The following is a 15,660-nucleotide window of genomic DNA, read 5'->3' on the forward strand; positions in this document are numbered from 1 at the left end:
CCCCCGTGGCCGTACCGCCGCCTCCAGCTCCGGCCCCGCCTGCACCAGCGCCGGTCACTGTGGCTACAGGACCGATTCAGGTGACCCCCTCGGCCTTGAGCCTGACCAGCGCCAATAACGTCGGCACCTTGACCCTGAAGAAAACGGGAACCGACCAACACGCCTACTACCTCAGCACGAACCAGGGGTGGATCTGGATGAATCCCCCTTATGGCAGCACGCAAACGATTACCACCGAAACCGATCAGCTGGTCATTACGGCCCAGACGAACGGCCTGGCAGCCGGCACCTATTCAGGAGTGGTGTACATCGTCGAATCAGGACCCAATAACTTCGCCAATATGCTCCGGATTCCAGTGACCCTCACGGTCGCCGCGGGGCAGGCCACGTCAAGCACGCCGACTGCCCCGACCCAGCCGACGGTGGCGACCCCGCCCCCGCCGCCTCCCAGCCCTCCGTCACCGGTCGCTGTGACACCGACTCCGACGTCGTCCGCCTCTTCCACGGCGCCCAAGACCGCCAACGCTACGGTGAGTTGGTATGCGAATACCGAATCTGACCTGGCCGGTTACCGCATCTATGTGGGCACGCGATCTGGCAGCTACGGATTCGTAGGACCGTTCGAAGTCACGAACAGCACCAGTTTCACCGTGCCAAACCTTCCGCTCGGTGCCACGTACTTCTTTGCCGTCTCGGCTTTTGACAAGTCGGGGAACGAAAGTGCGAAATCTACGGAAGTCAGTAAGAGCCTGTTTTAACTCGCAGCGAGACACCGTGAGCTGGTGCGCTCGGGCGCCCGGCTCACGGCGAAGCGGTCGGACCACCGGACCTGGCGCATCGAAATCCTGTATAGCTATTGCGCGTCTCCGGCGGCAACTTGAACCGGCCATAGGTGAGCAGATACTTCGGCAAGTCTGACCAGGACCCTCCCCTCACCACTCGAAATAATCCGACATCAGGCCCGGAGGGATTGTTGCGCGAACCCGTCTCGTAATAATTCGCCCCGTACCAATCCGCGACCCATTCTCCCGCATTTCCTGCCATCTGATACAGGCCATAGGGGCTACGCCCCTGTTCGTAACGCTCCACGGGGACCAGCACCTGGCTGTAGCTGAACCGGGCGCCCAATCCGAAATTGGCCGATTCCTCGCGCGGACTCTGATTGCCCCATGGAAACAGCCGTCCGTCAATCCCTCGTGCCGCCTTCTCCCACTCGGCTTCGGTCGGGAGCCGTTTGCCCCGCCACTCGCAATAGGCGGCGGCGTCGAACCAGTTGACGCCGATGACCGGACGGTCATAGTGCTGCGACAGGTCCACCGACTCCCATTGCCAGGGCGCTGGATGCTTCGTGGAGGCAAGGAATTCAGCGTAATGCCCGGTCGTCACCTCGTCACGGTCAATCTCAAACCGGTCGATCCACACCTCATGCTGCGGTTTCTCGTCCTCCAACGCGTCCGTCCCATTGGCGCCCATACGAAAGACCCCCTCAGGAACCATCGCCATCGGGACCTCGGGATAGGCCTGCGTCTCCAGACTGGGGCGCGGGTGGCGCAACTGCTCAAGCAGCCCGCCGGCCGACTCAGCCGGGCACAGCGGGGCAATGACCAGCAGACAGGTGAGCAGGGCAACGCGCAAGGGACGCATGATCGCTGTGGATGAGGGGGAGGTTGTAGAAACACCGCCCATGAAGATCTGCACCTGGGTTCTCGCCGTAACAGTTGGCTTCGACAGACGGTCAGGGGATGATGCCGCCCACAACCCAATGCCGATCATCTGGCACGTCGATGAGGAGCCTGGATAAATTCATCTCAGCCAATTGCGCCGCGACATCATCCTCGGTGAACGCCGCCAGCAATGAGTGATAGAAGTCCCGCTTCAAAATCGGATCCTCATCAGCCGCATACTGTTCCACCAAGGCTTGGGCAGCCTCAGGAGATTCCGGCCGCAGTAAATCCATGACCAGAATGCAGGCGCCGGGTTTCGCCAGCTGCTTCAGACGAAACCAGAATTGAAGCGGATTCGGCACATGATGCAACAGACTGTTGGAAAGGAGCGCGTCGGCCTGCTCCGATAAGGCGAGCGACTGAAACCGTTCGCAACGAAGGCTGATGTGATCCGTGAATCCTGCTCCTGCAACGGCTTCCGCCGCCAAATCGAGCATGGGACGGCTCGCATCCACGGCGGTCACTCGCGCGGCCGGATAGGCGCGCAGAAAACGAATCGGGATATCGCCGGGTCCGCACCCCAGATCAACGACATGGCCGCCGTTCCATTCGGGGAAATAGTCACGAAAGCGATCGACGAAACCCTGATTCTCTTCGGAGAAATCCGCCTTCGCATAGGCGCGGGCCTGCGCCGCATCATCCATCAATTCCGGTTCAAGCACTCGTTTCATCATTCATTCCCAGATTGAGTGTGCAGATCCCTTACCGCTCACCAGTGCGTGCGTCAACCACCACCACATCCCCTGGCTTCACGACTCCCTCATTGAGCACCCGCGCGTAGAGACGGCTCCAGCCGGGGTACGCCCCCTGCGCAATGCGGCCAAAGTTCCCGTCTCTGAACCATTGAGCATTCAACCGGCACGGTGTGGTGTAACTGGTCAATTCAAGGCGGACATGCTCTCCGATCGCGAGTCGATCCCCCGGAGCCATGTGCAGCCAATCGAGGCCAGCCATCGTGAGGTTCTCTCCGGACGAGCCCGGCCCTATCAAATGACCTTCGGCACGCAGGGCCTCGATCACTTCCAACGAATAGAGGCAGACTGCCCGATCGGGTCCTCCGTGGTACTTCCGGTTGCGCTGGCGATCGCCGGCCAATCCCCTGATCGTGATCACGGCCGAATCCACAGCCCGCTTCGGCACTCCGCCATCGGAAAGGCTTACCTGGTGAACATGTGGCGTCACCGATGGCTTCATAGCCGCATCAGGAACAGAGACCGCCATCACAGCTTTCCATTCCCGTCGCTTCCAATGCCAGCCACCCGTCGCGTTCCCGAACGGCGTTCACATAGACTCCGCGAGAGGCATAGGCTGCTTCAATGTCCGCCCGCTGGTCGACCAGCAGGCCGGACAGTAAGAGCCGTGCCCCACCAGCGGCATACCCGCAAAGGTTCTCGGCGGATGCCAATAGCGTCTGCCGATCCAAATTCGCGAGCACCAGGGTAGGATCGAACGTGTCTTGGGGCTGCCCCAATTGGGCATCACCCACGGACAGCGTCAGCCGCCGGTCGAATCCATTGACCTGAGCATACTCACGCGCGCAGTCCACCGCCACGGCATCGAAATCCACGCCCAGCGCTTCCGTTGCCCCGAGTCGCAAGGCCACCATCGCCAGCACGCCGCTGCCGGTCCCCACATCCAACACCCGATCGCCTGTCTGCACGACCTGCTGCAGCCATTCAATCAACAACTGTGTCGTCGCATGGTGGCCGGTGCCGAATGCCTGCTTGGGATCGATAATCAATTCGATATCATCCGGATTCAGCGGCACTGGCTTCCAACTCGGTCTGATCAGGACCCGCCCGGTCCTGATCGGTTCCACCAGCCGGGACCATTGCGCATTCCAATCCTGATTTGCCAACTGATTGATGGTCACGGCTCGGTCCGGGTCCGGATGGCCAAGTTGAATCAGCGCACGTGTGAGCCCCTGCCAGGTATCCGGCCCGCAACGGCCGACCGGCCAATAGAGATGGACCCACTCCTCCTCCTGCCAGGCTCCCGTGACATCAGGATCATTGAGAACCCCCAACAGCTCGCCGGCATCCAGCGAGGTCCGCACATCGACTTGAATCCAATCACCTGCATCCACCGCGGACGCGCCTATAGCAGATTGATTTACCTTGGAGGTTGACGCCATCTCAGACTCCCAGTATCGTCAGCAATATTGTGACACCGCCCATCCCATTCCGATTGAGCGCAGCCCGAGAGCAGCATCTCGTCCATGCGCTCCGCCGCGCGGCTCGGGTAGAAACGAACGGCCGCCGCATCAGCGCGAGGTTTACCACGGCGCGTCTCGCGATTTTTACCGGCGGCCTCTTCGGCGCCGTCATTCTACATAAATTCGGCTGGACGATGTCCGGCAATCTGGTGCTCGCATCCGGCTTCATCCTGTTCCTGATCACGGCCTGGTATCATAACAGGCTCGAAGATCGCTTGCATCGACTCCGGCGCTGGCAAGGCATCAAACGCATTCACCTGGCACGCCTCAGTTTGAAATGGACGGAGATTCCCCTCCGTGAGGTACCCGTTCCGGAACGGCATGGGTATGCCAGGGACCTCGACCTTGCCGGTCCCCGCTCCCTGCTGCACCTGATCGACCACACCATTTCCTCCCAGGGCCGGCAACGTCTTGCCTCCTGGCTGTTGGAGCAGCCGCCTCATGCCGCGCAATGGACAAGCCGGCAGGCACTTATCCGCGAATTGACCCCCCTCTCGCTGCTCCGAGACCGATTGGTCCTGGAGGCGCAAGCGGTCGAGGAGGCAGATATCGATGGGCGCCGGCTCCTTTCGGTGTTGCAGAAACGGGTGGACGACTCGGGGCTGATGCCGATGTTGCTGACGGAATCGGTCCTGGCCCTCACCACGGCCCTCCTGCTGATCGCCGATTTACTGTACGGGCTTGGCAATTATTGGATGCTGTCGTTCGGGCTCTATGCCTTTTTGTTCCTGTCGGTCCGCAGCCGGTCGGAGGAGATCTTCGACCATGCCCAGTCGCTGCACCTGCAACTGGAACGGCTCAGCGCCGTCCTCGGCTATCTGGAACGGCGCTCCTACCATGCCACTCCGCACCTGGCCCGGCTCTGTGGCCCGCTGCTGCAACAACACAGCCGTCCATCCCGCTCATTGAAGCAAGCCGCATCGCTCATGAACCGGCTCAGCGTCCGCGCCCATCCCCTGGTACACTATCTCATCAATGCCATCGGCCCGTGGGATCTCTTCCACACCTACCGCTTGCAACAACTCCAGGACCGGATTGCGTCCGTTGCGCCGCTCTGGTTCGAATTACTCGCCGAATTGGATGCCGCCGCATCCCTGGCCGCCTTCGCCCACCTGCACCCAGACTATCTCTGGCCCACGCTGCATCAAGCCGGCGCGGACGCCCAGGGAAACGGCGAGGCGCCGGGGCTCGCGGCGGAAGGGCTGGCACATCCGCTCATTCCGGCTGCGATCCGTGTGGCAAACGACGTCACGTTTCAGGGACAAGGACGGATCTTTCTGGTCACCGGTTCCAACATGTCCGGCAAGAGCACGTTTCTCAGAACCATCGGCATCAACACCTGTCTCGCGCAGGCAGGAGCCCCGGTCTGTGCCACGGCCTTTCGCTGGTCGCTGGTGCGACTCGCCAGTTGCATCCGCGTGGACGATTCGCTCGACGGCGGCCTCTCGTTCTTCTATGCCGAGGTGAAACGGCTTAAAACCATCCTGGACAGTACTCTAGACCGGCAAGAACCACCCGTGCTGTGGCTGATCGACGAAGTCTTCAAAGGCACCAATAACCGGGAGCGGCTTATCGGCGGGCGCGCGCTCATTACCGCGCTAGCGGGCGGCAACGGATTCGGCTTGGTCACGACGCATGACCTCGAGCTGGCTGAGCTGGAAAAGCAGCTTCCCGCTGTCACCAATGTCCATTTTCAAGAAACCGTCGTGGACGGCGCTCTGCACTTCGACTATCGATTGAAACCAGGTCCCTGCCCGACGACCAATGCCTTGCGGATCATGGCGCTCGAAGGGCTCCCGATCGAGAGCTTGGGACCAGCGCCGCACGATAAGTAATTGCATCATGCCGGCAGTTTCGGCAGACTGAGGCATACCCGTCAACACGCTATTGTTCATCCTCAGACCAAGGAGGCTTCTATCGATCCCCGGCCGGATTCCTCACCACCACCCGCGCGCCCGTTGCGCGGGTTGCTCATCGCGCAGTTTTGCGGGGCTTTCAACGACAACGCATGGAAATTCATGGTCGCGCTCCTGGGCATCCGGGCTGCCACGACGACACTCGCACCCGGCCAGGATAGTGAAGCGGCATCGCAAACTCAGACCACTCTCGCCATGGTGGTCTTTACGCTGCCCTTGGTCCTGACCTCATTCGTGGCCGGATTTTTTGCCGACCGCCTGAGCAAGCGTACCGTCATCATCACGATGAAGGCGGTGGAAGTTGTGCTCATGGCAGGGGCGACACTCGCCTTATTGTCTCATCCCACCGGCGGCCCCTGGGTCCTTGTGATGCTCGCGTGCATGGGCATCCACAGCGCAGTGTTCAGCCCGGCAAAGTACGGCATTCTTCCAGAACTGCTCCCGCATGCAGAACTTGCCCGGGGTAACAGTATTCTGGAGTTATTCACCTTCCTGGCGATTTTGACGGGCACCACGGCCGGCGGGTTCCTGCTGGCCGGCGCCGGAACCCAGCCCTGGCTCGCCCCGCTCACATTGACAGCCCTGGCGCTGATCGGTTTTGCCGCAGCCTGGGCTGTGCCGCCGGTTCCCGCCGCGCGCGCGGCCGGGGGCCTGTTCGATACGTTGCGCGGGGCCCTCTCGGCATTGCGTGCGGATCGCCTGTTGCGCCTGGCCATTACCGGAGCGGTCTTTTTCTGGACGATTGCCAGCCTTGTCGTGCAGAACGTGCTCGTCTACGCCAAGGCCGTGCTGGGCCTTTCGGATGCCCTGGCCACCGTGCCCTCGGCATTGATTTCAGTGGGCATCGGATTGGGCGCCCTTATCGTCGGACGACTCTCCAGGTCTCGCGTGGAATACGGGCTGGTCCCTTTGGGAGCGGCCGGGGTGGCCGTATTCCTGCTGATCCTCGGCTGGTGGATGCCGTCGTTCGCCGGCACCCTCGTGCTGATGATCGCATTGGGCATGTCGAGCGCCCTCATTTTCATTCCCATCAATGCCCTGGTGCAATGGCGCGCGCCGCACGATCGCCGGGGCTCGGTTATCGCGCTGGAGAACATCTGCGTGTTCACCGGCATCCTGCTGGGCTCCCTGAGCGGCGGCCTGCTCGCGAGCGCAGGACTCTCCACCGTCGGCATTTTTCTCGCAACCGCTCTGGCCACCACGCTCGGCACAGCCTGGGCGATGTGGCTCATGCCGGAAACGTTCCTGCGCCTGGTCCTGGTGCTGCTGACTCATACTCTCTACCGGTTGCGTATTGTCGGCCAGGCCCATGTGCCGGTCACGGGCGGCGCACTGCTCGTCCCCAACCACGTTTCATTCATCGATGGTTTTTTGCTGATCGCCAGCCTGGATCGACCCATCCGGTTTGTCGTCGATGCCCACTATGTGAATCACCCCGTGTTCAAACCGTTCATGCGGGCACTGCAGGTAATTCCGATTGCCTCCGATGGCGGTCCTCGCGTCATTCTTCGCGCGCTGCGCGATGCGGGCCAAGCGCTCGACGCCGGTGATCTGGTCTGTATATTCCCCGAAGGGCAGATCACGCGCACCGGCAACCTGTTGCCCTTTCGCCGCGGGTTCGAGCGGATCGTCAAAGGTCGCGAGGTGCCGGTGGTCCCGGTGCATCTGGATCGCGTCTGGGGCAGCATCTTCAGCTTTGTCGGGGGCCGATTCGTCACCAAATGGCCGGAGCGCCTGCCCTATCCGGTGACCGTCTCATTCGGGACTCCGATTCCTGCCGACACACCCGCGCATGAGCTCCGCCGCCTCGTCAGGGAACTCGGTGAAGCCGCCTGGCGCTGGCGAAAGTCTTCACGGCATCCTCTGCATGCGGCGTGTGTCCGCGCCATGCGGCGGCATCCCTTCCGCCTCGCGATGGCCGATGCGACGAAACCCCGCGTGTCTTCACTGCAGGCCTTGATCGGGGCAATCGCCCTGGCACGCGCCTTAAAAATCCACTGGCAGAGCCAACAGAATGTGGGCCTGCTGCTGCCGCCGACCGTCGCGGGAGCGCTCACGACGGTTGCCGCCGCGCTCGCCGGCCGCACCAGCGTGAACCTCAATTACACCGTCGGCAAAGCCGGACTGGAATCGGCCGTGCAGCAGGCACAGCTGCGCACCATCGTCACCAGTCGCAAGTTTATCGAGAAGGCCAAACTTGAACTCCCTGATGGTCCCACCATTCTCTGGCTGGAAGACATCGGCGCCACCATCGGCAGCCCGCAGAAGGCGCTCGCCGCGGCCCTGGCGATTTTAGCCCCGCTCCGACTCATTGAATCGGCCTGCGGACAAACCCGGCGGGTGACCATGGACGATCTCGCCACGATCATCTTCAGCAGCGGCAGCACCGGCGAGCCGAAAGGCGTCATGCTCTCTCACTTCAGTATTGACGCCAATGTACAGGCCGTCTCACAGGTGCTTCCCCTGGCCGGGGATGATCGAATCCTGGGCATTCTTCCGCTCTTCCACTCATTCGGCTACCTCGTGTTCTGGTACGTCACGCTCAACGGCGCTGCAACCGTGTTCCATCCCTCGCCGCTGGATGTCACGGCAATCGGCGAACTCTGCGCCAAACATCGCCTGACGTTTCTGGTCTGCACCCCCACCTTTCTGCAGCTCTATCAACGGCGCTGCACGCCGGAACAATTCAGCACGCTTCGGGTGGTGCTGACGGGCGCGGAAAAATTATCGCTGCGGCTTTGCCAGTCCTTCCAGGACCGATTCGGCATTGCCCCGATCGAAGGCTATGGCGTGACCGAGTGCGCCCCGGTGATTGCCGTGAACTGTCCGGATTTCAGAGCGGCGGGATTTTATCAACCGGCCTCGCGGCGCGGCAGCGTCGGCCAGCCGCTTCCTGGAGTATCGGTTCGTATCGTCGATCCCGATAGTGATGCCATTCTCCCGCCCGGCACGTCCGGCATGTTGCTCGTGAAAGGCCCGAATGTCATGAACGGCTACTTAGGGCGAGAAGATCTGACCGCGCAAGCCATGCGAGACGGATGGTATATTACAGGCGACATCGCGACACTCGACGACGACGGATTCTTGACGATCACTGATCGGCTGTCACGTTTTTCCAAGATCGGCGGGGAAATGGTGCCGCACCGGTTGGTCGAAGAAGCGCTGCAACTCGCTTCGGGGGAAGATGCGCAAATCTGCGCGGTCACCGGGGTGCCGGACGAGCGCAAGGGAGAACAGTTGGCCGTCCTGCACACACTCGCCGAAGAGCGAATTCCTCAGATCCTGGCAAAGGCCGCAGCTGCCGGCCTTCCCAATTTATTTCTGCCCTCCCACAGCCACTGCCTCAAGGTCGAGGCGCTGCCCATCCTGGGAACGGGCAAGCTGGATCTCCGGGCCCTCAAACGGATCGCGATGGAACGGCTGGGAGGCGGGAAGACTGATACGTGACGCACGAGGAACGAGAGATGAACGACGAGCGACAAGATCCGCTCCAGAAAGCCAAGCCAGAGGGGAAGTCACTGATCGATTGCCATGTCCATCTGGCCGCGCTACCGGACGGCGACAATGGTTGCTTCATCTCGGCCAAGACGCTGAAGAGCCCGCTGTTCCGGTTTCTGCTCTGGAAACATGGGCTCTCACCGGATAAGCCGCGCGAGGCAAACCAAACATATCTCGCCGATCTCCTCACCGAATTGCGGGCGTCACGCCATGTGGACAAGGCCATACTCCTTGGCATGGACGGCGTCTATGACCGGAACGGCCGGCCCAACCAGGCGCACACAGACTTCCTTATCAGCAACGATTATGTGCTGAAGACCGCGCAGGCCCATCCCAACGAACTACTCGCAGGCGTCTCTATCAATCCGCAGCGTCGCGATGCCGTCGATGAGGTGCATCGCTGCGCCGATGCCGGCGCGGTGTTGGTGAAGGTGCTGGCGAACGCGCAACAATTCGATCCGGCGAATACGGCATACATCTCTTTCTACCGCGCGCTGGCTGAACGGAAGTTGCCCTTTCTCAGCCATGTCGGCTATGAATTCAGCTTGATCGGCAAGGACCAGTCAGTGGGTGAGCCGGAGCGGCTTCGCCTGGCATTGGATGAAGGCGTGACGGTCATTGCGGCGCATGCGTGCAGCTATGGCTTGCTCCTGTATGAGAAGTTTCTCCCGACCCTGCGCGACCTGGTGCAGCGCTACCCGCATTTTTATGCGGATATTTCCGCCCTCACGTTGCCCAACCGGCTGAGGATGCTCCTGCAGCTCCGTACGTATCCGGAGGTGCATGAACGGCTCCTATTCGGAACCGACTATCCGCTGCCTGTCTTTCACGTGGCGGCATGGGGACGAGTCTCGCTCGGACGGCTACAACAACTTTTGAAGACCAAGAACCGCTTCGACCGGCAAGTCGCGGTCTGCGACGGGCTCCAGTTGGGATTTCGTTCGATCGGCGACCTCATTCCCCCGGTGTCGGCACAGGCGCCGCACGGAGCATCACTGCCGTGAGGCGGGACGAGATCCTCACCATTTTGCGCGAAAGGATTCTGGCCTTCGCGACATCACGTGTCCAGAAGGACCTGGCCGAGGATCTCACGCAAGAGGTCTTGATCCTGCTCCATGAGAAATATGGCCGTGTCACTGAGCTGACCGAACTGGTTCCCCTGGCGTTTCAAGTGCTCCGGTTCAAAATGCTGGACACCCACCGCAAATCGCTGCGGCGGGGCGAGTATAATCAAAATTCCGTCGAGGACCTGCCGGTGGCCACCCCCGGGGACGATCCGGCCACGCAATTGGATCAGAAGCAGCGCGTTGATCGTTTAGTGGCCGCGGTGGCGCAGCTCGGAGAGCGCTGCCGCGAACTCTTCCGGTGGAAACTGGAGGGAAACAGCTTTCCGGAGATTCAGCGCCTGATGAACCAGACGTCGATCAACACGATTTACACCTGGGATCTGCGCTGCCGGAAACAGTTATTGGATCTGATGGGCGGCTCCTGGGAATGATGCCGCACGATCACCGTTTCGCCCTAGACGTACGAATACCATGGCTGACCACGAACTAAAAAAACTCTTCGGCGGCTTCACGGCTGATACCTTGACGCCAGAGGAGCGTAAGCGACTCTATTCAGCGGCCTTGCAAGACCAGCAGCTATTTAATGCCCTTGCCGACGAACAGGCGTTGAAAGAGTTGCTGACAGACCCGGATGTTCGCCTGCGTCTTCTTCAGGCAGTACAGCAGCCTGGCCGCTCGGCAACCGACGGAACAAATCCCCGGTTGGCCTGGCTCAAACAACCGGCAGGGCTCGCCTGGGCAGGCGGCTTTGCTGCCGCCGTCCTTGCTATCGCTTTCGGGATCAACCTGTATCAGGAGAGCCTCGACCGCGCGGTTCAACCGGTCGCCACCAAAGAGGCCAAACCGGCAGCGCCGTCGATTCAACGCGCACAACCCTCGATGCAAGCGGCACCAGCTACGGCTCCGCCTGAACTACCAATCCAAGAGCATGACGAACCGGCCAGGAAAGACAGTCGCTCCGATAAGTTTGCCGCGCGCAAGGAGCCCGCTCCGGCCACAACGCAAGAAAGGCGGGCATCACACGCTCCCGCTGAACAGACCGTTGCTCGAAGCGAGCGCGATGCGTCGACCCGGCAGGCCCCGTTGACGACAACCGAAAAGGACGCCGAGCAGTTGGTCGCCTCAGCTGACCGGAAACTCGCCGCATCCGCGCCGTCTCCGGCAGCGGCGCCTAAGTCGGCGGCGGCTCCGCCTGCCCTGCAGGCGCCAGCCGGCTTATCGACAGCTGGCGATTCAGCTTCGAAGAAAAGTGCCCGGGCCATCTTTTATGGCGAGAGCTCCGAGGGCAGCGCCAGTCAGCCGAAACCGTTAGGCCTCCGCTACAGTTTTGTGACGAGGACTGCCGACGGCCGGAATCAGGAAATCTCGGCCGCGATGGCTGCGCGAAGCAGCGAACCCGTACGCATGACCGTTGAAGCCACTCAGGAGTCCTATGTGCAGCTACTTCAGAATCTTGGCTCCGCCGGCACCAGACTCTGGTGGCCGCCGCAAGAAACCGGCAAGATTTCCCTCAAACTCCAGGCAGGAAAACGGAGCGAGATTCCCATGCCGCCTCCGGCGGAAAACGGGCTGATCACGATCATTATCCGGCTCTCCTCTAAACCCTTCGGGCCGTTGACGATGCAGGAAGTCGGCATGCTGGACCGCTTCTCCGCAAATCTGCTCATCGAAACGGCTTCTCCGGGCGTGACCACTGGTGTGCAGGAAAAGGCCACCTACGTCGTGAGCCAGGATCCATCCACGAGCGCGCAACTCGCCGTCGAGATACCGGTCGCTCAGTAGCATGACGACCGCCAACACCCTGGATCATGGGTGAAACCGCATCACCAACATTCCGGCGATCGCCCCTCCGATGAGGCAGAACATACCTCCCAGCGCCTCGGCTCGACCATTCGAAGCGGAGTGATGACCATGGCCAAGAGGCCTGTCAGTCCGATCACCACCAGGCTGGCCAGCACAAGCAGCACGTCCAGCATGGCCCGGCTGATTTTCGAACGAGTGCAGAGAGGCCGGGCGCTGCCGCATCACGGCGGCGCATCGATATCGGTGCGGTTCCAGGTGAGAAAAAACAACATCGTATACTGATTGTAAAACGTTCGGCCCACGAGCGTGGCGGAAGAACCGAGGAATTCGCCGGTGCGATTGTCATAGATGTCCAGATGTAAGCGGGCATACCCGCTTTGGTTTTGCTGCTTGTAGAGGGTCAATTCCGGGAGCGCGAACGGAACCAACACGCTCTGGACCGGCGGCATCCCAAAGAACGTGATACCCTGCATCGTCCCGAACGACTCGGCCATGACGCGCACGAGATAGGGCGACTCCATGTCGCGCGCCCGCACCCGATACCCCCTGCGTCCCAATTCCGCCGCCACCGTGTCCCGGATGTACAGAATGTCGCGGTTGGGGCTATTCAACGAGCCCAGATCTGAATTGGTCATGCGAAGACGGGACCGGTCGCTTTCGAGACCCGTGGCATCCAGCTCGACATTCACGCCGGCGGGCAACTGCAAGGTGAGATTGGTGAGCGCTTGATTCACAGCTTGCGTCAGCAGAACCTGCTCCACCGCCGTCCTGGGTGTTCGGGACAGCTCCTGTTCCAGCGAGCATCCCATGAGGAGCGTCATGAAACCGACTATGACTGAGAAAGAAACTCGCATGAAGTCACTCCGTCTGAAATGTGTCCCTCCTGGAATGCTAAACGACTGCGAAGCGCTATTCAACCGGATACCAGCAGGCGCCGGCTCCCAGCGGCTTTGGGGGGATTGAGGGCACACACGTATCAACCCGCAGGCCCCTTCGCCCTGCCTGCGTCCCTAACACGAGCGAGCTGGCCGATCCTCCACTGCGCGCATCGGACGAGGGCCTTCCGGGGCCACACGTTGCGCGAGCAAGGAAGATGGGTCAGTTCCCTCCTCCATGTCCTCCTGAAAGGATTCCTCGCTTCGTCCCATACCCTCCTGTGAAGGGAGGACTTATGGAGCACCATCACGACAGTCCCGAACGTGACCTGGCAGCATTTCAGCAGGATCCTCGTCTCTACCAAATCGCAAGCCTTGGCGCCCTCCTCCTCTACGGTCTGTGTTGGCTGCACTTCGACCTGTCGATCCGGCAGGCCGGCGTCACGATAGCCACTGCGCTCCTCGCCCAATATGCCTGGGCACGCCTCGCCGCCATTCCGTTCTTTGATCCCAAGAGCGCCCTGATTTCCTCACTGTCGCTGTGCCTCTTGCTGCGTACCGACGATCTCGCGGTCGCCTCGCTGGCTGCCTTGATTGCCATCAGCAGCAAGTTCCTCCTCCGCTGGAATGGCAAACATCTCTTTAATCCGACCAGCCTGGCCCTGGCCGTGATCCTCGCAAGCGGGCTCGGGTGGATTTCGCCTGGTCAATGGGGACAGGCCACCTGGTTCGCCTTTCTCATCGCCTGCCTCGGAAGCCTGGTCGTCACTCGCGCCGCACGGGCGGATGTCACGCTGGCGTTCCTCGCCTTCTATGTCGGCCTCCTGTTCGCACGCGCGCGCTGGCTGGGCGACCCGCTGACGATTCCGCTCCATCAGATTGAAAGCGGCGCGCTGCTCATCTTTGCCTTCTTCATGATCTCCGACCCGAAAACGACGCCAGACTCACGAACCGGGCGCATCATTTATGCGCTCCTCGTGTCCCTGGTTGCGCTTTATGTCCAGTTCGGGCTGTTCAGGCCGAATGGGCCGCTCTGGGGACTCATCGCCTGCGCGCCGCTTGTTCCAGTGATCGATCATGTGCGTCCCGGTTCACGCTATCACTGGATTCCCTCTTCAACCGGTCGTTCAGTTCACCCGATTCCCAAACCTGTCTCCGATCTCGTCACTGCTCTGTCACCAACCAAGGAGGTTCCTATGCGACGCGTCATCGTTCCTACATTACTCCTGCCCCTGGGGCTGCTCGCCTGGGGCGGCGACGCCTCGGCTTTTTGCGGCTTCTATGTCGGCAAGGCCGACACGAAACTGTTCAACAAGGCTTCCGAGGTGGCCATCGCGCGGCACGAGAACAAGACCGTGATCACGATGGCTAATGACTTCACGGGCGACGTGAAGGAGTTCGCGCTGGTGGTGCCGGTGCCGACCATCCTGGAGAAAGACCAGATTCACGCCGGCGATCCGGCCCTCCTTAAACACGTGGCCGACTACTCGGCTCCCCGGCTGGTCGAATACTTCGACCAAAATCCCTGCCTGCGCGATGAACTGATGGAGCGCCGCAGTATGGACGCCATGAAAAGCATGGCGCCGGCGGCGGCCCCCCGCGAACGTGAAAAAACCTTGGGGGTGACGGTGGAGGCGCAATATACGGTCGGTGAATACGACATCCTGATTCTCTCCGCCAAGGAGAGCAGCGGCCTTGAAACCTGGCTGACCGAAAATGGGTACCGCATCCCGCAGGGAGCCTCGGCAGTCCTGCAGAGTTACCTCAAACAGGGCATGAAATTCTTCGTCGCGAAGGTGAACCTGGGCGAACAGGCGAAGCTGGGGCTGACGCACCTCCGGCCGCTGCAGATCGCCTTCGAATCGCCCAAGTTCATGCTGCCCATCCGTCTCGGCACAGTCAACGCAGACAGCGCGCAGGAACTCTTCATCTACTTCCTCACGAAGCACGGCCGCGTCGAAACCACGAACTACCGGACCGTGCGGCTGCCGGACGCGCAGGAGATTCCACTATTCGTGAAGGACAAGTTCGGCGACTTCTACCGCGACCTATTCAGCCAGCGCGTGAAGCGGGAAAACGAACGGGGCGTCTTCATGGAATATGCCTGGGATATGAACTGGTGTGATCCCTGCGCGGCCGATCCCCTGTCGGCTGAAGAGCTGCGAGGCCTCGGCGTCTTTTGGCAGGAGAGCGATGGCCGGATGAGCACACGCATGCCGACGGCGCAGAACGTCTTCCTGACCAGGTTGCACGTCCGTTACGATGCCGCGCATTTTCCCGAAGACCTGCTGTTCCAGGAAACCTCGGATCGCGCCAACTTCCAGGCGCGTTACATCCTGCGTCATCCCTGGACCGGGACAGACGACTGTTCGGCTGCCAAGACGTACCGCCAACAATTACGCGAGCGGCACGAGCGGGAAGCACAGACCCTGGCCTCGCTGACCGGTTGGAATATCAGCAATATCCGCAAAACCATGAACCTGGCATCGGTGCCGGCCGGCGGAGAAAAGAAGTGGTATCAGCGATTGTGGGCGAACTAGCAGCAGGAAAGAAACCGGAGGC

General features: G+C 61.2%; 12 protein-coding genes. 7 read left to right on the forward strand and 5 right to left on the reverse strand.

Annotation, left to right across the window (positions count from 1 at the left end):
* Positions 1 to 59 precede the first annotated feature (59 nt).
* Positions 60 to 758, forward strand: a complete 699-nt coding sequence (locus GDA65_04605) for a hypothetical protein (GenBank protein MBA5861969.1) — start codon at positions 60 to 62, stop codon at positions 756 to 758.
* A 43-nt stretch (positions 759 to 801) separates the two neighbouring features.
* Here the strand turns inward: GDA65_04605 and GDA65_04610 are convergent, their stop codons facing one another.
* From GDA65_04610 to GDA65_04625, 4 genes are read right to left on the reverse strand one after another with little or no spacing between them, the layout of a single operon-like run.
* Complete coding sequence (locus GDA65_04610; protein ID MBA5861970.1) at positions 802 to 1,773, reverse strand: SUMF1/EgtB/PvdO family nonheme iron enzyme; 972 nt, start codon at positions 1,771 to 1,773, stop codon at positions 802 to 804.
* Positions 1,736 to 2,395, reverse strand: a complete 660-nt coding sequence (locus GDA65_04615; protein ID MBA5861971.1) for a methyltransferase domain-containing protein — start codon at positions 2,393 to 2,395, stop codon at positions 1,736 to 1,738. Before GDA65_04615 ends, GDA65_04610 begins: the two co-directional genes overlap by 38 nt.
* A 31-nt stretch (positions 2,396 to 2,426) precedes the next feature.
* Complete coding sequence (locus GDA65_04620; protein MBA5861972.1) at positions 2,427 to 2,918, reverse strand: MOSC domain-containing protein; 492 nt, start codon at positions 2,916 to 2,918, stop codon at positions 2,427 to 2,429.
* A gap of 7 nt (positions 2,919 to 2,925) precedes the next feature.
* Positions 2,926 to 3,858, reverse strand: a complete 933-nt coding sequence (locus tag GDA65_04625; protein ID MBA5861973.1) for a methyltransferase domain-containing protein — start codon at positions 3,856 to 3,858, stop codon at positions 2,926 to 2,928.
* 29 nt (positions 3,859 to 3,887) lie between these two features.
* On the opposite strand from GDA65_04625, the gene GDA65_04630 reads away from it, so the two are divergent.
* The 5 genes from GDA65_04630 (at position 3,888) to GDA65_04650 (ending at position 12,202) form a co-directional block, all read left to right on the forward strand.
* Complete coding sequence (locus GDA65_04630) at positions 3,888 to 5,774, forward strand: hypothetical protein (GenBank protein ID MBA5861974.1); 1,887 nt, start codon at positions 3,888 to 3,890, stop codon at positions 5,772 to 5,774.
* 123 nt (positions 5,775 to 5,897) lie between these two features.
* Positions 5,898 to 9,302 carry an MFS transporter gene (locus GDA65_04635; GenBank protein ID MBA5861975.1) on the forward strand — a complete coding sequence of 1,135 codons (3,405 nt, stop codon included), beginning with the start codon at positions 5,898 to 5,900 and terminating at the stop codon, positions 9,300 to 9,302.
* 17 nt (positions 9,303 to 9,319) lie between these two features.
* Positions 9,320 to 10,357, forward strand: a complete 1,038-nt coding sequence (locus GDA65_04640; GenBank protein MBA5861976.1) for an amidohydrolase family protein — start codon at positions 9,320 to 9,322, stop codon at positions 10,355 to 10,357.
* Entirely contained in the window at positions 10,354 to 10,851 is a 498-nt protein-coding gene (locus GDA65_04645) for a sigma-70 family RNA polymerase sigma factor (protein ID MBA5861977.1), read from the forward strand. The genes GDA65_04640 and GDA65_04645 overlap by 4 nt, the downstream gene beginning before the upstream one ends.
* A gap of 40 nt (positions 10,852 to 10,891) precedes the next feature.
* Positions 10,892 to 12,202, forward strand: coding sequence for a hypothetical protein (locus GDA65_04650; GenBank protein ID MBA5861978.1), 1,311 nt, complete (start codon positions 10,892 to 10,894; stop codon positions 12,200 to 12,202).
* A gap of 242 nt (positions 12,203 to 12,444) precedes the next feature.
* Here the strand turns inward: GDA65_04650 and GDA65_04655 are convergent, their stop codons facing one another.
* The gene (locus GDA65_04655) at positions 12,445 to 13,077 is read right to left on the reverse strand and encodes a hypothetical protein (GenBank protein MBA5861979.1); all 633 of its coding nucleotides are present in this window, start codon (positions 13,075 to 13,077) and stop codon (positions 12,445 to 12,447) included.
* A gap of 239 nt (positions 13,078 to 13,316) precedes the next feature.
* Here GDA65_04655 and GDA65_04660 point away from each other — a divergent pair, with 239 nt between their 5' ends.
* Positions 13,317 to 15,638: a DUF2330 domain-containing protein gene (locus tag GDA65_04660; GenBank protein ID MBA5861980.1), complete on the forward strand. Its 2,322-nt coding sequence runs from the start codon at positions 13,317 to 13,319 to the stop codon at positions 15,636 to 15,638.
* Positions 15,639 to 15,660: the final 22 nt, after the last annotated feature.

It is taken from the genome of Nitrospira sp. CR1.1 (assembly GCA_014055465.1).
Taxonomy (GTDB): Bacteria; Nitrospirota; Nitrospiria; order Nitrospirales; family Nitrospiraceae; genus Nitrospira_A.